This is a genomic window from Halorubrum sp. DM2 (assembly GCF_901686465.1).
Lineage (GTDB): Archaea > Halobacteriota > Halobacteria > Halobacteriales > Haloferacaceae > Halorubrum.
The window spans coordinates 2,453,151-2,471,794 of sequence record NZ_LR594487.1 but is presented as its reverse complement, the minus strand read 5'-3'; the positions used below and the strand labels follow the sequence as shown (position 1 = coordinate 2,471,794).

Annotated in this window: 15 protein-coding genes; 9 read left to right on the top strand and 6 right to left on the bottom strand. The window is 70.8% G+C overall.

All coding sequences use genetic code 11. The features are described from left to right. Nucleotides 1-142 precede the first annotated feature (142 nt). The 4 genes from QOL69_RS12430 to QOL69_RS12415 all read left to right on the top strand — a co-directional run bounded on the left by QOL69_RS12430 (nucleotide 143) and on the right by QOL69_RS12415 (nucleotide 5,913). A complete protein-coding gene (locus tag QOL69_RS12430) occupies nucleotides 143-772 on the top strand; it encodes a DUF8116 family protein (protein WP_283404243.1) in 630 nt (209 codons plus the stop codon). Nucleotides 773-1,240: 468 nt separating this feature from the next. Further along, nucleotides 1,241-3,595, top strand: a complete 2,355-nt coding sequence (gene ppsA / locus QOL69_RS12425) for a phosphoenolpyruvate synthase (RefSeq protein WP_283403421.1) — start codon at nucleotides 1,241-1,243, stop codon at nucleotides 3,593-3,595. 76 nt (nucleotides 3,596-3,671) lie between these two features. Further along, nucleotides 3,672-4,745, top strand: coding sequence for a tyrosine decarboxylase MfnA (gene mfnA, locus QOL69_RS12420; protein ID WP_283403420.1), 1,074 nt, complete (start codon nucleotides 3,672-3,674; stop codon nucleotides 4,743-4,745). A gap of 529 nt (nucleotides 4,746-5,274) precedes the next feature. Next, on the top strand, nucleotides 5,275-5,913 hold the full coding sequence (locus QOL69_RS12415; protein ID WP_283403419.1) for a halocyanin domain-containing protein: 639 nt from the start codon (nucleotides 5,275-5,277) through the stop codon (nucleotides 5,911-5,913). Nucleotides 5,914-5,965: 52 nt separating this feature from the next. On the opposite strand, the gene QOL69_RS12410 is transcribed toward QOL69_RS12415, so the two are convergent. Further along, the gene (locus QOL69_RS12410) at nucleotides 5,966-7,015 is read right to left on the bottom strand and encodes a glycosyltransferase (RefSeq protein ID WP_283403418.1); all 1,050 of its coding nucleotides are present in this window, start codon (nucleotides 7,013-7,015) and stop codon (nucleotides 5,966-5,968) included. Nucleotides 7,016-7,200: 185 nt separating this feature from the next. On the opposite strand from QOL69_RS12410, the gene QOL69_RS12405 reads away from it, so the two are divergent. From QOL69_RS12405 to QOL69_RS12390, 4 genes are all read left to right on the top strand, one after another. Continuing rightward, nucleotides 7,201-9,006: a S9 family peptidase gene (locus QOL69_RS12405; protein WP_283403417.1), complete on the top strand. Its 1,806-nt coding sequence runs from the start codon at nucleotides 7,201-7,203 to the stop codon at nucleotides 9,004-9,006. A 347-nt stretch (nucleotides 9,007-9,353) separates the two neighbouring features. Beyond that, the gene (locus QOL69_RS12400) at nucleotides 9,354-9,476 is read left to right on the top strand and encodes a hypothetical protein (protein ID WP_255331292.1); all 123 of its coding nucleotides are present in this window, start codon (nucleotides 9,354-9,356) and stop codon (nucleotides 9,474-9,476) included. An 86-nt stretch (nucleotides 9,477-9,562) separates the two neighbouring features. Further along, nucleotides 9,563-9,802: a hypothetical protein gene (locus tag QOL69_RS12395; protein WP_283403416.1), complete on the top strand. Its 240-nt coding sequence runs from the start codon at nucleotides 9,563-9,565 to the stop codon at nucleotides 9,800-9,802. A gap of 130 nt (nucleotides 9,803-9,932) precedes the next feature. Beyond that, a complete protein-coding gene (locus QOL69_RS12390; RefSeq protein ID WP_283403415.1) occupies nucleotides 9,933-11,327 on the top strand; it encodes a PAS domain-containing sensor histidine kinase in 1,395 nt (464 codons plus the stop codon). A gap of 27 nt (nucleotides 11,328-11,354) precedes the next feature. Here QOL69_RS12390 and QOL69_RS12385 read toward each other — a convergent pair whose 3' ends face one another. The 5 genes from QOL69_RS12385 to QOL69_RS12365 form a co-directional block, all read right to left on the bottom strand. Next, the gene (locus tag QOL69_RS12385; protein ID WP_283404242.1) at nucleotides 11,355-12,143 is read right to left on the bottom strand and encodes an aldo/keto reductase; all 789 of its coding nucleotides are present in this window, start codon (nucleotides 12,141-12,143) and stop codon (nucleotides 11,355-11,357) included. A gap of 107 nt (nucleotides 12,144-12,250) precedes the next feature. Further along, nucleotides 12,251-14,815 carry a heavy metal translocating P-type ATPase gene (locus QOL69_RS12380; RefSeq protein ID WP_283403414.1) on the bottom strand — a complete coding sequence of 855 codons (2,565 nt, stop codon included), beginning with the start codon at nucleotides 14,813-14,815 and terminating at the stop codon, nucleotides 12,251-12,253. A gap of 1 nt (nucleotide 14,816) precedes the next feature. After that, nucleotides 14,817-15,653, bottom strand: a complete 837-nt coding sequence (locus QOL69_RS12375; RefSeq protein WP_283403413.1) for a sulfite exporter TauE/SafE family protein — start codon at nucleotides 15,651-15,653, stop codon at nucleotides 14,817-14,819. Nucleotides 15,654-15,662: 9 nt separating this feature from the next. Next, nucleotides 15,663-16,088 (bottom strand): cupredoxin domain-containing protein, encoded by a 426-nt coding sequence (locus QOL69_RS12370; RefSeq protein WP_283403412.1) that lies wholly within the window; start codon nucleotides 16,086-16,088, stop codon nucleotides 15,663-15,665. Between the two features lie 81 nt (nucleotides 16,089-16,169). Continuing rightward, nucleotides 16,170-16,976, bottom strand: a complete 807-nt coding sequence (locus QOL69_RS12365; RefSeq protein ID WP_283403411.1) for a helix-turn-helix domain-containing protein — start codon at nucleotides 16,974-16,976, stop codon at nucleotides 16,170-16,172. Nucleotides 16,977-17,110: 134 nt separating this feature from the next. Here QOL69_RS12365 and crtI point away from each other — a divergent pair, with 134 nt between their 5' ends. Continuing rightward, nucleotides 17,111-18,643 (top strand): phytoene desaturase family protein, encoded by a 1,533-nt coding sequence (gene crtI / locus QOL69_RS12360; protein ID WP_283403410.1) that lies wholly within the window; start codon nucleotides 17,111-17,113, stop codon nucleotides 18,641-18,643. Nucleotide 18,644 lies beyond the last annotated feature (1 nt).

The following is an 18,644-nucleotide window of genomic DNA, read 5'->3' as shown; positions in this document are numbered from 1 at the left end:
TCGAACCGGCCCGAACGGTTATCTCGGCTCGGTCCCTTCGGTTCGTATCACGGTTCTCCGACTCCTGCGGCTGACCACGCCCGCCGACTTCGCGGCCTGGTACGCCGCCGGCCGCGCGTACACGACCGAGGTCGCCGAGGGAATGGGATTTTCAGGCGTCGACGCCCTCGGTTCCGACGGTATCGTCCGTCGTCTCCGAACCGCGCCCGCGGACCTGACGCCGTCCGAGGCACGCTCGGTCGCGGCGACGCTGCTCGCGGACGGCGCGTTCTCGGAGCCGTACTGCGAGTGGCTGCCGACGTGGTACGAACTCGCGCTGATCGCGCCGATCCGGTACGCCGACTGGCGACTGCGACGCGTCGTCGAGACGGTCGCGGAGGGAGCGGGAGTGACCGCGACCGCGCCGCGGTTCTCGCGGCCGACCGACGTCCGCATCGACGGCGCGCCGGCGCTGTCGCGGGTCTCCAGCTTCCGCGAGCGGTTCCTCCTCGCCGACTCGCTGCTCCATCTGGAGTGGTTCGACCACGTCGCCGCCGCCGACGGAATCGACGTTCCCGCCGGCCTCGTCGCCCGGACCCGCGAGGAGTCGCTCTCGTACTACGGCGGCGACCGCGACCGGCTCTCGCCCGACGTGCGACGGTTCCAGCGCCACCTGTTCGCCGACGACCGCTGGGTCCGACGCGTCGACGAGGCGTACGGTCTCGACAGCCGGCTGTTCGGGCTCTGGGAGCGGCTGTTGCGCGACGAGCGGCGACGGCTCGGCGGCGACTGAGGGCGGGAGCTCGGTGCGTCGGGCGCTTTTACGTCCGCGGCAGGTGTTACAGGACCTGTAACGTGTTACAGGATCGAATCACGAAACGGGAGATAAGTATAGGCGGAAACGACCCGTTCGAAAGGGTACGAACCGCAGGTCGGTTCGCTGTCCCCGGTGCTTCGGCCCCCGTTTCGCTTGTACGCACGGTGTCGACTGCGACGGCTGTTTCCCGCTTTCATCACCGTCGGGACGTGTAATACGTGGTTGGAACAAGATGTTCCCCGGGATGATCCCGCCGACCCACGGCGTCTTCACTGCGTCACGTGTGGAGCGCGACGGAGGAGACCGCCATGCCACGACGATATCCGTGAAAGAACGCGAAACGGCGCGGTCCGTGGAGATAACTCGGGTCCGAGTTGTCTTTTATTCATTGTTACGTCCGCCGGAAGCTTCATAGGTCGTCTCACGGATCCTTCAGGTACACGAATGGCAGTACTCTTGCTGGAGGATGTCGACGCCGACGACGTCGGGACCGTCGGCGGGAAGGCCGCGTCGCTCGGCGAACTCATCGGTGCGGGCCTCCCGGTGCCACCGGGGTTCGCCGTCACCGCGGGCACGTACCGGACGTTCATCGAGGAGGCCGAGATCGACGAGGAGCTGTTCGACGCGGTCGACGTCGATCCGGAGGACTCCGCCGCGCTCCGCGAGGCCGAGGCGACCGCGGAACGGCTGATCCTCGACACGCCGTTCCCGGGGTCGGTGCGCGAGGAGATCCTAGAGCAGTACCGGGCGATGAGCGAGGACGGCGACGAGGCGTTCGTCGCGGTCCGCTCGTCCGCCACGGCCGAGGACCTCCCCGACTCCTCGTTCGCCGGGCAACAGGAGACGTTCCTCAACGTCCGGGAGGAGGACCTCCTCCGCCGCGTCAAGGAGTGCTGGGCCTCGCTTTTCACCCAGCGGGCGATCTACTACCGGCAGCAGCGGGGGTTCCCGCACGACGAGGTCGACATCGCGGTCGTCGTCCAGCGGATGGTCGACGCCGAGAAGTCCGGCGTGATGTTCACCAGCCACCCCTCGACGGGCGACCCGCAGGTCACCATCGAGGCCGCGTGGGGGCTCGGCGAGGCGGTCGTCTCCGGAACCGTCTCGCCAGACAACTACGTGTACGACCGCGAGCGCAGCGCGGTCGACGAGGTCACCGTCGCCGACAAGAAGGTCGAGATGGTGAAAGACGCGGAGACCGGGGAGACGGTCCAGCTCGACGTCGACGAGGAGCGCCGCACGGCGCGGGTGCTCTCCGACGCCGAGATCGGCGACCTCGTCGCGCTCGGCGAGCGCGTCGAGGACCACTACGGCGCTCCCCAAGACGTCGAATGGGCGATCTACGACGGCGAGATATACATGCTCCAGTCGCGCCCGATCACGACGATCCGCGAGGACGCGGACGGTCCCGAGGACACCGAGGGCACCACCGCGACCGCCGACAGCGACGGGAGCGGGGCGGAACTCGGTTCGCCGGACGATAGAGCGGGCCGAACGACCGACGGGAGCGCGGACGACGCGGACCTCCTCGTCGACGGGCTCGGAGCCAGCCCGGGGGCCGTCTCCGGCACCGTCCGGATCGTCCGCAAGCTCGACCAGCTCGATCAGGTACAGGAGGGCGACGTGATGGTGACGGAGATGACGATGCCGGACATGGTGCCGGCGATGAAACGCGCCGCCGGCATCGTCACCGACGAGGGCGGGATGACGAGCCACGCGGCGATCATCTCCCGAGAGCTCGGCGTCCCCGCGGTCGTCGGGACCGGCAACGGGACCCGGGTCCTCGAAGACGGCCAGCACGTCACCCTCGACGGCGACAAGGGGACGGTCCGGGCGGGCGAAGCCGAGTCGGCCGAGCCGGGCGAGGAGTTCGAGCCGGTGGAGGCCGCGCGCCCGGAGACGCCCGTCAAGCCGATGACGGCGACGGAGGTGAAGGTGAACGTCTCGATCCCGGAGGCGGCCGAGCGCGCCGCGGCGACCGGCGCGGACGGCGTCGGGCTGCTCCGGATCGAACACATGGTGCTGTCGCTCGGGAAGACCCCAGAGAAGTACATCGCCGACCACGGCGCGGCGGCCTACCGGGACGAGCTCGTCGAGGGCGTCCGGCGCGTCGCCGACGAGTTCTACCCCCGGCCGGTCCGCGTGCGGACGATCGACGCGCCGACAGACGAGTTCCGCGAACTGGAGGGCGGCGACGGCGAGCCGGTCGAACCCAACCCGATGCTCGGCTGGCGCGGGATCCGGCGGAGCCTCGACAAGCCCGAGCCGTTCCGGCAGGAGCTGGCCGCGTTCGCGCGGCTCCACGAGATGGGGTACGACAACCTCGAAGTGATGTTCCCCCTCGTCAACGACGCCGCGGACGTCGAGGGGATCAAAGTTCACATGCGCGAGGCCGGGATCGACCCCGAGACGCACCGCTGGGGCGTGATGGTCGAGACGCCGGCCAGCGCGCTCCAGATCGAGGACCTCGCCGAGGCGGGGATCGACTTCGCCTCCTTCGGCACCAACGACCTCACGCAGTACACGCTCGCGGTCGACCGCAACAACGGCCACGTCGCCGACCGGTTCGACGAGCTTCACCCGGCCGTGTTGCGGCTGATCGGCGACACGATCGAGACGTGCCGTGAGCTCGGCGTCGACACCAGCATCTGCGGCCAGGCCGGCTCGAAGCCCGAGATGGTCAACTTCCTCGTCGAGAAGGGCGTCTCTTCCATCTCCGCGAACATCGACGCGGTCCGCGACGTCCAACACGAGGTCAAGCGGACCGAACAGCGGCTGCTGCTCGATTCGGTCCGCTGAGGCCGTCGAAAGGGATTGCTCGCCGCCGCGGCCGGGAGCGGAACGGGTAAGAGCCGCCCCCGGCAATAGGGGGCGAATGCAACGGCCGGAACCGGAGCCGCAGTCGTTCGACCGGGTGCTCTCCTCGATGTGTACCGAGCCGCACCCGGACGCCCGCGCGGCCGCCGAGCGGTTTCTCGCGTCGAATCCCGGCGATCCCGCCACCTACGAGGCGGTCGCGGAGTTGGAGGAACGGGCGGTCGAGCGGCTCGCGACGCTCGCCGACCACCCGACCCCGAGCGATGCCGCGGGATACGTCACTTCGGGCGGGACCGAGGCGAACGTCCAAGCGGTGCGGTCGGCCCGGAACCGACACGACGCGCGCGACGTCAACGTCGTCGCTCCGGAGAGCGCGCATTTCTCGTTCACCAAGGCCGCCGAGCTGCTCGACGTGGAGCTGCGGACCGTCCCCGTCGACGACGACTACCGGGCCGACACCGACGCGGTCGCGGCCGCGGTCGACGATGCCACCGCGCTCGTCGTCGGCGTCGCCGGCACCACGGAGTACGGCCGGGTCGACCCGATCCCGGAGCTGGCAGCGATCGCCGAGGAGACCGGGGCGCGATTCCACGTCGACGCGGCGTGGGGCGGGTTCGTCCTCCCCTTCACCGACCACGCGTGGTCGTTCGCCGACGCGCCGGTCGACACGCTGACGATCGACCCCCATAAGTTCGGACAGGCACCGGTACCGGCGGGCGGCCTGCTGGCTCGCGAGGACGCCGCGCTCGACGCGCTCGCGGTCGACACGCCGTACCTGGAGTCCCGGTCGCAGGCGACGCTGACCGGGACCCGGAGCGGCGCGGGCGTCGCGGGCGCGGTCGCGGCGATGGACGCGCTGTGGCCCGACGGCTACCGCGAGGCCGCGGAACTGGCGGCCGACCACGCCGCGTGGCTCGCCGAGGAACTCGCGGACCGCGGGTACGACGTCGTCGACCCCGAACTCCCGCTCGTCGCGGCCGGGGTCCCGGAGTCCGAGTTCGCGGCGCTCCGCGAGGCCGGCTGGAAGATATCGCGGACCGGAACCGGAGAGCTTCGCGTGGTGTGTATGCCGCACGTGACGCGGTCGACGCTGCGGGCGTTCCTCGACGATCTGGACCGAATCCGCAGATGAGAACTAATTAAAATCCGTGACCGCTGTGACGATATATACTTATAAATGACTGTGCGGTGGCGCGTGCCTGCGAGCGGCCGCCACTGGCGGCCGCGAAGCAGCACCGCGCGAGGGAGTCGGTCGCCGGAGCGAAGCGACGGCGACCGACGAGGCTGGGGAGGCGTGAGGTGCTGTGCGGTCGCGGTGTGGGGTGGGGCTCGAAGGGGCAGCCGCGAGGCGGGCGCAGGCGACGTAAGGACCGCAGGGAGCGAACGGAGTGAGCGACTGAGGACCGCAGCGAGCGTGCGCCGTCCTCGCGGCTGGGGCTTCGGTGGTGTCCGTGTCGATCGGCGATTTATAAACGCCCACCGCGTCGTACCGCCGAGCGGCTGGGGCTTCGGTGGTGATCACCGCCGATCTGCTATCGAATATTTATCAGTCGCGTGACGGCCGAAACTGAAACGGAGCCGCCGACCGTTCGCCCTCGGATCGTCGTCGACGCCGCGTTCGGATCAACATATTCACTACGGCCCGTCACGAACCGGAGCGTATGAGTTCGGACGACGTCTCTCGGCGCGCGTTCATGCGGACGGCCGGCGGTGCGGCGGCCGCCGCCGGCGCGGCGACGGCGACGGCGGGGACGGCGGCTGCACAGGAAGTGGAACCCGACTGGCCGAGCGCCGCGTCGGGCGGGAACGTCGGGTCCTACACCGACGCCCGCGGCCAGGACTCGGTGACCATCTCGGTCGGCGCAGGCGACCAGGGCCTCGCGTTCGACCCGACGCTGGTGTGGGTCGACGAGGAGACGACGATCGTCTGGGAGTGGACGGGCGCTGGCGGCGACCACAACGTCCAGACGGTCGAGGACGGCGGCCCGGCAACGCTCGACAGCGGGAGTCCCGTCGGCGAGGAGGGGTACACCTACGAGTACGAGACGTCGAGCGAGGACGCCGGCATCACTCACTACCACTGCGTGCCCCACACCGCGGTCGGCATGCACGGCGGCATCGCCGTCGGCGAGGACATCGCCACGGTCGACGTCGGCGGCGGGAGTTCGGACGCGGTGTTCGTCCCGGACGCCGCCCGTGCGCTGGGCATCGCGACGTTCATCGCGATGGTGAGCACGCTGGGGCTGGCGTTCGTCTTCATGAAGTACGGCGGGACGATCACCCGGCAGGAACAGGCGTAGCGCGCGACGCCGCCGTTCTCCTTTTCGCCGTCGTCCGCGGCACACCGGCGATCTACTCGTCTCCGATCAGATCCTCGTACAGCGTCACGTAGCGGTCGATCACCGCGCCGTGGTCGTAGGCGGCGAACTCGGGGTCGACCGCGCGGCGTTCGAGGTCGCCGACCGCGACGAACTCGTCGGCCAGCTCCGCCGGACTCGTCACGAGCCGCCCGCGCTCGCGGCCCTCGACCAGCTCGTGCGCGCTCGAATCCGCCTGATACTCGACGAGGGCGACGCAGCCGCACGCGACCGCCCACAGCAGGTCAGTGGCGAACGTCTCCCACGTCGCGGTCGCGACCGCGACGTGCGTACCCTTGAATATCGGGATCCGGTCTTCGGTCGGCAGGTCCCCGAGGAACTCGACGCGGTCGTCGATCCGGAGGTCGCGGGCGGTCGCCTCGATCCGTCCGCGCTCGGGGCCGTCGCCGATCACCGCCGCGGTCCAGTCGCGGCCGCGCAGCTCGGCGAGGCCGAGGAGGAACGTCTCGACGTTGGCGTGGCGGTCGAGCCGCCGCGAGTACACCGCGTCGAAGCGGTCGTCGACGGCCGCCGACTCGACCGCGTCGAAGTCGATGCTCTCGGGGAGGACGCGGACGTCGTCGCCGTCGGCCCCGTGTTCGCGGACGCGGGTCTTGGTGGTCCGCGAGGGGGCCGTCACGGCGTCCGCGCGCCGCGCGAGCGGCCGGTACCAGCGGCGGGCGTCGGCCGGGTGGTCGCGCCACCAGTCGACGACGACCGGGACCCGGGAGAGCGACCCCGCGACCATGGCGGCGAGCGCGGGCGTCGGCGGGCTGTTGACCGCGTGGACCACGTCGGGGGCGACGCGCCGGAGCGCGACCGGAAGCCTCGCGGCGAATCCGGTCGGCGACGGCTCGGCGGTGACCGAGCGGTACTCGATCCCGTCCTCCTCGAACGCGTCGTGGTCGCCGCCCCACCAGCGGGCGCAGAGCCAGACCACGTCGTGGCCGCGGTCGGCGAGGCCGCGGGCGGTTCGGAGCGTTCGCGTCCGCGCCGGGGTCTCCCCGTGTCCGGGGGCGAAAAGCGAGACGAACGCGACGCGCATACGCCGACCGCACGGGGGCAGCCGGTAAAAAGACACGGCATCCGGGCGGGACGACGTGTTGACCGCCGGACGCAACGGCGCGGCGGCGCGGGTCAGACCGGGGCCGAGACGCGGGCCGGAGCCGGAGTCGCGGCGCGGATTCCGTCACCCGAAACGGTTTCACGGCACGCGCAGAACCGAGTAGCATGCGACAGTACGACATCGAGCGCTACCTGAACGTGCGGAACGCGGGCGGTGCCGACCTCGGTCCCGACGGCCGCCTCTCGTTCCTCCTCAACACGACCGGGACGGGGCAGGTGTGGTCGGTCCGCGAGCCGGAGTCGTGGCCCGAACAGCACACCTTCTTCGAGGAGTCCGTCTCCTTCGTCGACTCCTCGCCGGAGCGGTCCGAGGCCGTCTTCGGCATGGACGAGGGCGGCAACGAGCGCGCGCAGCTGTACCGGCTCGACTACGAGTCGGGCGCGATCACCGACCTGACGGCGATGCCCGAGGCGAAACACCGGTGGGGCGGGTGGGACTCGACCGGCGACCGGTTCGCGTTCGCGTCGAACCGCCGCGACGAGGCCGTCTTCGACGTCTACGTTCAGGGCCGCGACGAGACCGGCGACGACGCCGAGTTGGTCCACGAGGGCGACGGCTGGCTCTCGGTCGCCGGCTGGTCGCCGAGCGACGACCGCCTGATCGTCCACGAGGCGCACTCCTCGTTCGACCACGACCTCTACACCCTCGATCTCGCGACCGGCGATCTGACCCACCACACGCCCCACGAGGGCGACGCCCGCTACAGCAGCCCCGAGTGGGGACCGGACGGCGAGGGCGTCTACCTCGTCACCGACCGCGAGAGCGACACGCTCCGCCTGGAGCGGCTCGACCTCGCCACCGGCGAGTTCGCCGTCGTCGCCGACGGCGGCGAGTGGAACGTCGACGGCGTCGCGGTCGAGGAGGACTCGCGCCGGCTCGTCTACTCCCGGAACGTCGACGGCTACACCGAACTCACGGTCGGCGAACTCGTCGCGCCCGACCGGATCGACGAGTTCCCCGAACCGGACCTCCCGGACGGCGTCGCCGGCGGCGTGAGCTTCGGCCCCGAGGGCGACCGGTTCGCGGTGACCGCGACGGGCAGCACCCACAACGCGAACGTCTACGTCGTCGACGCGGCCACCGGCGAGGCGGAGCGGTGGACACGTGCCTCGACCGCGGGGATCCCGCGCGACTCGTTCGTCGAGCGCGAACTGGTTCACTACCCCACCTTCGACGGAAGGGACATCCCGGCGTTCTTTTCCGTGCCGGAGACGGAGCCGCCCGAGTCCGGGTACCCCGTCGTCGTCGACATCCACGGCGGGCCGGAGTCACAGCGGCGGCCCTCCTTCGCGTCGGTCACGCAGTACCTGTTGAACAACGGGTACGCCGTCTTCGAGCCGAACGTCCGCGGCTCCTCGGGGTACGGGAAGGCGTACTCGGGGCTCGACGACGTGGAAAAGCGGATGGACTCGGTGAAGGACATCCGCGAGGGCGTCGGGTGGCTCCACGACCACCCCGAGGTCGACCCGGACCGGATCGTCGCGATGGGCGGCTCCTACGGCGGCTTCATGGTGCTCGCGTCGCTGACGGAGTACCCGGAGCTGTGGGCCGCCGGCGTCGACATCGTCGGCATCGCGAACTTCGTCACGTTCCTCGAAAACACCGGCGACTGGCGGCGCTCGCTGCGCGAGGCCGAGTACGGCTCGCTGGCGGAGGACCGGGAGTTCCTCGAGTCGGTCTCGCCGATCAACAACATCGACCGGATCGAGGCCCCCCTCTTCGTCCTCCACGGCGAGAACGACCCGCGGGTCCCGGTCGGCGAGGCCGAACAGATCGTCGAGAAGGCTCGCGAGCAGGGCGTTCCCGTCCGGAAGCTGATCTTCGACGACGAGGGGCACGGCTTCGCGAAACTGGAGAACCGCATCGAGGCGTACCGCGGGATCGTCGACTTCCTCGCGGAACACGTCTGACGGGCACCGCCCGGCCCGTCGCCGCCGAAGTCGGGCTCGCGGACGAGACGCCGGTCACCGTCGGTCGGTTTTGCGACGTTTCCAGAGCGGATACAGCTCCGCGAGCGCGATCAGCGAGATCACCACGCCCGCCACCAACATCAACGTGTCCGGGTCAATGTCACGCATACCCGTGGTACGGTCCTCAGCCTCAAATCGTTTCGTGCGGTTCGTGCGGTTCGTGAGAAATCGGACCAGTCTTCGGTGGTCCGAGCGGCAGCGTGCCACTCATCGGAGTCGCGGTGCCGACGGAACCCGTTCGTCACCGACACCGAGGTATATTGTCGTGGGGGCCGTATCGGAGTTGTATGCTTCCGACTTCGGTCGACGCCGTTATCGACGACGAGCGCGCGTTCGCGGCGGTCATGGTGCTGCTGTCGGTCCTGATCTTCGTACTCGTGTTCCGGAGAGAGCGATCCGGGTCGTCGTGACACCGACGACGGTGTGAGACGATCGGGACTCGGATCGAGGTCTGTGGCGAGGAAACACATATCACTGTCTAGGACGTTACAAGTGTGTGAGCGACACAACAGAGGAAACGGCGGTCGAAGTGGTCGAAGAGGTCAGCAGCGACGGACTCGGACCCGCAGTGTTCGCGGCGGTCGGGTCGGTCGCACTCGCGCTGTACTTCTACTACGTGCGCGGCGACAAGCAGCGCGGGCAGTTCGTCGGTCTGTGGCCGGTGACGATTCTCGGTCTCGCGTCGTACTTCAAGCTGGAAGAGATCCGGGAGGCGCTCTCGGCGAGCGACGACTGAACGGATCCCGCTCGTACCGACCGAGCACGCCCCGTCGCGCCGCGGTCTTCCGGCACCGCGGCTCGCCCGCGATCGTCCGGCGGATCCGGACGGTCGTGACTGTTATACACACTCGGGCGGGAACGGAAGTATGACCGCGTCTGAACCGCTCGGATTGCTACTCGATCAGGCGCAGGACAAGGTCGTCCTCATAGACGGGGACGGCACGTTCACGTACGTGAGCGGTGCCGCCGAGCGGATCCTCGGCTTCACGCCGGAGGAACTCATCGGTGAGAACGCGTTCGAGTACATCCACCGCGACGACCGAGAGGCGGTCGAGGAGGCGTTCCGGGAGGCAGTCACCGGCGAAGAGTTCACCGAGATAACCGTCGAGTACCGCCACCGGACCGCCGACGGATCGTGGGTGTGGCTGGAGAGCCGCATGTCGAACCTCACCGACGACGCGCTCGACGGCTACGTCGTCAGCTCGCGCGACATCAGCGACCGCGTCCGGGCCGAGCGCGAGCGCGAGGAGACGGCGGCGCACCTCAGCGAGATTTCGGCGGTCTCAAGCGACGTGCTCTGGATGTTCAACGCCGACTGGTCGGAGCTCCTCTTCGTGAACCCCTCCTACGAGGAGATCTACGGGACGTCGGTCGCGGAACTCAGGGGCGACCCGGGCGCGTTCCTCGACGCGATCCACCCAGACGACATCCCCGCGGTCGAGGAGGCGATGGAACGGCTCTCCGACGGGAACCCGGTCGACATCGAGTACCGGGTGAACCCCGGCGAGGACTACCACCGCTGGGTGTGGGTTCAAGGCGAGCCGATCACGGTCGACGGCGATGTCGTCCGCATCACGGGGTTCACCAAGGACGTCACGGACCGGCGGCGGCGCGAGCGACAGCTGGTCGTCATGGACAACCTCCTCCGGCATAACCTCCGGAACGACCTCAACGTCATGCTCGGCACGGTGGAGACGCTGGAGTCGGAGGTCCCGGAGTCGACCGAACACACCGCGGTGATCCGCCACGTCGGCGAACAGCTCCTCGCGACCGCGGAGAAGGAACGGGAGATCATCGAACTCATCACCGACCACCGGGACGGCGAGCCGATCGCCCTCGACGAGGTGGTCGAGGAGTGCGTCGAGCGCGTCGGCGAGCGGTTCCCGGCGGCGTCGATCGGGATCGTGTCGCTCGATCCGGTCGTGGTCGACGGGCGCGCCGAACTGCGGTCGGCGGTGACGGAACTCCTCGAGAACGCGGTCCGACACGCCGCCGACGACGCTCCGGCCGTGACCGTCGGGCTCCGGTACGCGCCGGACGGGGCCGAAATCGTCGTCAGCGACGATCACGCGCCGATCCCGGCCGTCGAAGCGAACGTCCTCACCGGCGACCACGACATGACCGACGTGTACCACAGCAGCGGGCTGGGGTTCTGGCTCGTCTACTGGAGCGTGGAGCTGTCGGGCGGCACCGTCGCGGTCGAGTCGAGCGACGACCGGGGCAACGAGATCACGATCCGGTTGCCCGCGGGCGGAGACTGACTCGGCCGGGCCGCGCTCAGGCGAGCGTTACTCCCAGTCCGGGCCGAAGTCGGGGTTGAGCTGCCGGTCGGTGCGGCCCAGCTCGTCGATCGCCGCGACGTCCTCGTCGTCGAGTTCGAGATTGAGGCTCGCGAGGTTGTCGCGGAGGTGGTCGATCCCGGTCGCCTTCGGGATGGCGGTGACGCCGGATTCGCGGAGCCACGCGAGGCTCACCTGCGCCGCGCTGACGCCGTGCTTCTCGGCGATGTCGGTGACGGCCGGGTCGTCGAGGATCTCCCCGCGGGCGAGCGGCGAGTAGGCGACGAGTTCGACGTCGTTCGCGTCGGCGTACTCGCGCAGCTCCTCCTGCCGGAGCAGCGGATGCATCTCGACCTGGTTCGCGAACGGCGTCTCACCGAGCGCGTCCGTCGCCGCGTCAAGGTGTTCCGGCTCGAAGTTCGAGACGCCGATCCGGTCGATCAGGCCGTCGTCGCGCAGTTCGGCGAACGCCGGCAGCGTCTCTTCCGGCTCGTACTCCCCGGCCGGCCAGTGGACGTAGAGGAGATCAACCGCGTCGACGCCGAGCTTGTCGAGGCTCTCCCGGGTCGACGAGGCGACGTCCGCGGGCGCGAGCTCGTCGATCCACACCTTCGTCGCGAGGAAGATATCGTCGCGGTCGACGTCGCTCTCGGCGATCCCCTTTCCGACGGCCGCCTCGTTGCCGTAGATCTGTGCGGTATCGACGTGGCGGTAGCCGGCGTCGAGCGCGTTCGCCACAGATTCGGTACACTGTGCCGGGTCGTCGTTCTCCCACGTGCCGAGTCCGAGGACCGGCATCCCGTTTCGGGTCGGCGTCGCTGGCTGCCGCTGTTGATCTGTCATCGGTCCTGCCTACTCGCGTGAGCCGAAAGTGGCTTGCGGTAGGGGCGGACGCGACCGAGCCGTCAGTCCGACAGCAACGCCCGCGAGGAGTTCGTCACGACGAGCAGGCTCGACGCCCCCATCGCGACCGCGGCGAACAGCGGATTGAGCAGGCCGGTCGCGGCGAGGGGGATCGCGACCGCGTTGTAGCAGAACGCCCAGCCGATGTTCCCCTTCACGCGCCGGCCGGCCGCGCGGGCGAGTTCGAAGACGGTCGCCACCGAGCCGAGGTCGTCGTCGACGATGGCCACGTCGGCGGCGTCGGCCGCCATCGCCGTGCCGCCGCCGAGCGCGATACCGAGGTCGGCCGCCGCGAGCGCCGGCGCGTCGTTGGTCCCGTCGCCGACCATCACCGTGACGCCGCGTTCCTTCAGCCGCGCGACGGTCTCCGCCTTCCCCTCCGGCGGCACGCCCGCGAACACCGACGAGACGGCGTCGTGGTCGGCGAACACCGTCGCGGCGCGCTCGTCGTCACCGGTGAGGACGATCACCTCGACGCCCGAGCGATCGAGCGCCGTCACCGTCTCCTCCCAGCCGTCGCGCAGCTCGTCGCCCACGACGACGAACCCCTCGGCCGCGCCGTCGCGGCCGACCGCGACCGGGACGCGCCCCACGTCGCGCGCGTCGGCGACCGCCTCGCGGATCGCGTCGGGGACGGTCCATCCGCGCTCGTCGAAGAGGTCCGGGTGGCCGACGACGACCTCGACGCCGTCGACGACGCCGGAGACGCCGCGGGCGTGGCTCTCGAAGGACTCGACGGTCGGTTCGGCCTCCCCGTCGGAGTCGGCGTCGACCGCCTCCGCCCCGCCGTCCGCCGTCTCCGCCCCGCCGTCCGCGACCGCCGGGGTCGCGCCGTCGTCGGTCGGCCGGCCGGGCTCGGCGTCCGCACCGTCACCGAGGTCGGCCCGCGCCGCCGCGATGGCCTGTCCGACCGGGTGCGCGGACCGCGATTCGAGCGCGGCCGCGAGCCGGAGGAGGTCGTCGTCGAGTTCGCGGTCGATCAGGCGCATCTCGCCGGTCGTCAGCGTCCCCGTCTTGTCGAAGACGACCGTGTCGGCCTCGCGGATGCGCTCGAAGACGGTGTCGTCGAAGACGACGATGTTGCGCTCCAAGGCGTCGCGGATCCCGGCTGCGACCGCGAGCGGCGTCGCCAGCCCGAGCGCGCACGGACACGAGACGATGAGCACCGTGAGTCCGACGAGCATCGCGTCGGTTCCGGTCCCGCCGAGCGCGAGCGACGCGCCGGCGGCGACGACCGCGATGACGAGGACCGCGGGGACGAACACCGTCGCGAGCCGGTCGGCGAGCTTCTGGACGCCGTGGTTCCCGCTCTGGAGGTCGTAGACGAGCTCCGCGACGCGGTCGAGGCTGGAGGTCGCGTCCGGGCCGACCGCGACCGTGAGCGAGCCGTCGGCGACGACCGAGCCGCCGACGACCGCGTCGCCCGCGACCTTCCGGACCGGGAGCGACTCGCCGGTGACGACCGACTCGTCGACCGCGGCGTCGCCGTCGACCGCCTCGCCGTCGACCGGGACCCGCTCGCCGGCGCGCACGAGGATCCGGTCGTCCGGCCGGAGCGCGTCGACGGCGACCGACTCCGCGTCGCCGTCGGCCGTCAGCCGCCGCGCGTCGTCGACCTGGACCGCGGTCACCTCGGAGAGCAGCTCCGTCGCGCGCTCTTTCACCGAGTCCTCGTAGTGGTTGCCGACCGTGACGATCACGATGATCGCGACGGTCACGTCGTAGTATATCGAGGGCGACTCGACGAATATCACCGCGAGCGTGCTGTAGAGGTACGCGCTCACCGCCGCGATGGCGACGAGGAGGTCCATGTTCGGCGAGCGGGTCTTCGCGCTGACGTACGCGCCCCTGAGGATCGGCTTGCCGGTGAAAAAGAGGACGATGGTCGTCAACACGGCGATGACGATGAAGAAGTACGTACCCGAGGTCGACGCCATCGCCTCGTTGAGATACGAGAGGGTCCGCTCGTTGTAGAAGGGGAACGCGAAGTACGTCGGGTAGATGAGGACGATGTACTGGAGCATGACCGCCATCCCGACGATGACGCCCGCCGCGAGCCGCGCGGTCGCCATGTTGCTCGCCTGCCGGCGCGAGAAGGCGTCGTCGCGGGCGTACGCGCTGTATCCCAGCCCGCTCACCGTCTCCGTGAGGTCGTCGACGGTGACGGCGTCCGGGTCGTGGTCGACCCGCACCGTGTCGGTGACGTAGCTCGCGCTCGCGGCGCTGACGCCGTCGGCGTCGGTCGCCACCGTCTCGATGAACGCCTCGCAGGTCGCGCAGTGCATCCCGTCGACCTCCAAGAACGTCGCCTCGTGGCCGTCCGGCACGTCGCGGTCGGCGTCGGCCGCGTCGTCGTCCGCCCCCTCTCCGGCGCTCGCCTCGCTCGCCTGTCGGCGCTCTCGGACCGCGTCGGCGTCCACGTCGACGTCGCCGAGGGCGGCGTACACGTCGCGGCAGCCGGTACAGCAGAAGCGGTTGCCGTCGTCGTCGGTCACGTCGACGCCCTCGGTCGGCAGTTCACAGAGGGTACAGGCGTCGGCGGCTGGATCGCTATCAGTTCCGCTCATCTCACATCCCCCCTGCGCCGGCGACGTCGAGCGGGTTCCAGAACGGGAGGCTCGGGTGCGGCACGTGAACGCCGACCGCCATCAGCCCGTGCGCGAACAGGACGTAGCCGAGCGCGACGAACGCGACGCCGAGCAACCGGTGGATCCGGCGGCGCGAGACGGGGTCGACGCTCTCGATCAGCGTCCCGTACGCGAAGACGGCGGGGATCGTGCCGAGTCCGAGCGCGCCGAGCGCGACGCCGCCCGCGACCGCGGAGCCGCTCGCGAAGGCGTACAGGTACGCCGGATAGAGGATCGGACAGGGGAGGAGTCCGTGGACCGCGCCGAGCGCGACGATCCCCGGGCCGTTCGCGAGCCGGTCGACGTGGCCCGTGAGACAGCCCGTGACGCGTTCGAGTCCGGGGAGGTGGACCCCGCCGGTCGCGCCCCCGAGGAGGTAGCGGACGCCGACGAGGATCACGGCCGCGCCGACGAGGAGGCCCACCCCGCCGCGGACGGCCTCGGCGGCCCCCGTCAGGGTCGCGGCCGTGACGAGGACCGCGCCGCCGAGCGCGCCGAGGGCCGTGCCGATGGTGGCGTAGCTCGCGGCGCGCCCGAGGTTGAACAGCGCGTGCTGGCGGACCTCGTAGGTTGTCAGGTGCCCCTCGCGGCCGGTCGCCGCGCTCGGGGTGCGGGCGGCGTCAGCCTCGCCGCCGTCGGTCCGGCCGGCGTCGGCGTCCATCCGGCTCGCGTAGACGGTGACGAGCGGACCGCACATTCCGATGCAGTGCGCGCCGCCGAGCAGCCCGATCGCGGCGAACAGCAGCACGTCGGTCCCGAGGAGCGACGAGAGGGACATCGGGGCGGCTCACTCCTCCACGACGACGGTCCCGTACATGCCGCCCTCGCGGTGGGGGATACAGACGTACTCGTACGCGCCGGGAACGGTGAAGGTGTGTTCGAAGCGGTCGCCGCTCTCCAAGATACCCCCGAAGTCGGCGTCCCACGCCTCTTTCGCGGTCGCGTAGTCGTCGAACCCGCCCGAGGCGAAGAACTCGGCGGCATCCGGGATCCCGCCTTCGGTCGCGGTGACGGTGTGCGCCCGCGCGCTCGTGTTCATCCAGGCGACGGTGTCGCCGACGGCGACCGTGACCTGCCGCGGCTCGTACGCGCTGGCGAGCATGCCGACGTCGTAGTCCGGTTCACCGCCGACGCCCGCGCAGCCGGCGAGCCCGACGGTCGCCGCCGCGCTCCCGACGGCACCGGCCCGCCGAAGGAACCGTCTCCGGTACATACCCCATCTGAGGGCTTGGACGGTTTCAATACCGCGGTCGCCCCCGTCGCGTGGGAAGGGGTCGGCGGCGTTCGAGGCGGTTCACCCGCCGACGAGGTCCTCGAAGACGCGCCGCTGCGCCGCCGCGAGGTGTTCCGAGAAGGTGGCGCGGGCGATGCCGATGTCGTCGGCGACCTCCGTCGCGCTCGCCCCACGGGGGTGTTCGAAGTAGCCGAGCCGGTGGGCGGTCCGGATCACCTCTCGCTGTCGCTCCGTGAGCCGTCCGCGGTCGACGACGACGGGGTCCGATCGGGTGTCGGCCCCGCCGGAGCTGGTGAGCCGTTCGAGCCGCACCGACCCGCCGGTCGCCTCCAGCGCGTCGATCACCTCGCCGAGCGGGTCGGCCGCGGGCAGCGACAGCCCCAGTCGGACGCGGTCGGGTGCCGTCCGAACCGTGACCGAGGAGACGGGGTAGCCGAGCGACTCGACGGCGTCGGCGGGGAACGGCCCCGTCGCGCCGCACCGGCAGCGGTACACGAGCTCGTCGCCGCCGTCGAAGACGAGCTCCGCGTCGACTCGTCGGTCGGCCCGGAACTGCGAGACGACCGCGCCGTCGACGCGAACGCGGTCAACATCCTCGGCGACCGCCCCCGGCGGCAGCGCCTCCGCGACCGGGGCGAGCGTCGGGTCGCGGACCACGACCTCGACGCGGACCCCGGCGTCGCCGCACGCCGCCCCGCTCGGCGACGCGTCCGAAGCGCCCCGGACCGGCTCCGCCTCGGCGTGGTCGTCGCCGGCGGCGTCGGACCCGTTCGAACCGGCGAGGCCGTCGGACCCCGCCGAGCCGGTCGACCCCGATTCGACGGCGTTGGCGGAGGTGGAGTCAGACGACTGCGATCGCCGTCCCATACCTCGATCGTACGGCCGAAGTCGGAAAAAAAGCGAGCCGAACGAGTACGCCTCGGGGCGGCTCGACGGACGGCCTCATAAAGTCCCGACGAGAGTTGGAAACGACTCACACGAGACGAACCCGTAACACACGCATGAGCGACGAGGCGCTCCGTGGGCAGTCGGTGGGGGTGGTCGGAGGCGGCATCGGCGGGCTCTCGGCGGCCGCGTACCTCTCGGCCGCCGGCGCGGAGGTGACGGTGTACGAGCGCGCCGAGCGCGTGGGCGGGGTGGCCGGCCGGCTCGAAGTCGACGGGTTCCGGTTCGACACCGGGCCGTCGTGGTACCTGCTGCCGGAGCTGTTCGAGCGGTTCTTCGCGGACTTCGACCGGTCGCCGGCGGAGTTCTACGAGCTCGAACGCCTCGACCCGCACTATCGCGTGTTCTGGGACGACGGCGACCGCGCCGACGTGCCTGCCGACCCCGCGGCGGCCGCCGACCTGTTCGAGTCGTACGAGCCGGGCGCGGGCGACGCCTTCCGCGAGTACCTCGACGACGCGGAGCGGGCGTACGACGCCGGGATGAACCGGTTCGTGTTCCCCGGGCGGTCGCGGTTCCGCGACTACCTCTCGCTCGACGTCGTCGCCGGGGGGCGAGAGCTCGACCTGCTCTCCAGCCTCGACGAGCAGGTGCGGACGTACGTCGACCACCCGAAGCTGCGACAGCTGCTGGAGTACACCCTCGTGTTTCTCGGGGGGTCGCCGCACAACACGCCGGCGCTGTACCAGCTGATGAGCCACGTCGACTACGGGCTGGGCGTCTACTACCCGCTGGGCGGGATGTACGAGGTCGTCGAGGCGGTCGAGACGGTCGCCGAGGACGCCGGCGCGGACGTTCACACGGGCGTCTCGGTGACGGGACTGGAGCCGCTCGACGAGGGGATCGGCGTCGAACTCGGCGGCGACCGGTACGTCCACGACCGGGTCGTCTGCAACGCGCCGCCGGCGCACGTCGAGCGCGAACTGCTCCCCGAGGGGACGGTGCCGCGGCTCGGCAACTACTGGGAGTCGCGGACGTACGGCCCCGCCGCGCACCTGCTGTACCTCGGCGTCGAGGGGTCGCTGCCGGATCTCGAACACCACACGCTCGCGCTCCCGACGGACTGGGACCCGCACTTCGAGGCGATCTTCGACGACCCCGCGTGGCCGACGGGCGACACCGAGCCGGTGGTGTACGTGAACGTCCCGTCGCGGACGGACCCGGCGGTTGCGCCCGACGGCCACGAGGCGGTCGTGACGCTCGTCCCGCTCGCGCCGGGCCTCGACGACACGCCGGAGCGACGGGGCGCGCTCCGGGACCGCGTCCTCGACGCGGTGGCGTCGCGGACCGGCGTCGACCTCCGGGACCGGATCGTCGCCGAGGAGTCGGCGTGCGTCTCCGAGTTCGCGGACCGGTTCGACCAGCCCGGCGGGACCGCGCTCGGCCTCGCGCACACGATGTGGCAGACCGGACCGCTCCGCCCGGGACCGCGCGTCCGGGGGACCGATCGGCTCTACTACGTCGGCGGGAGCAGCAACCCCGGGATCGGCGTGCCGATGTGTCTGCTCGGCGGCGAACACTGCGCGGACGCGGTCAAAGCCGACGTCGCCGGCGGGCCGCTCGACCGCCTCCCGCTGGTCGGACGCTGAT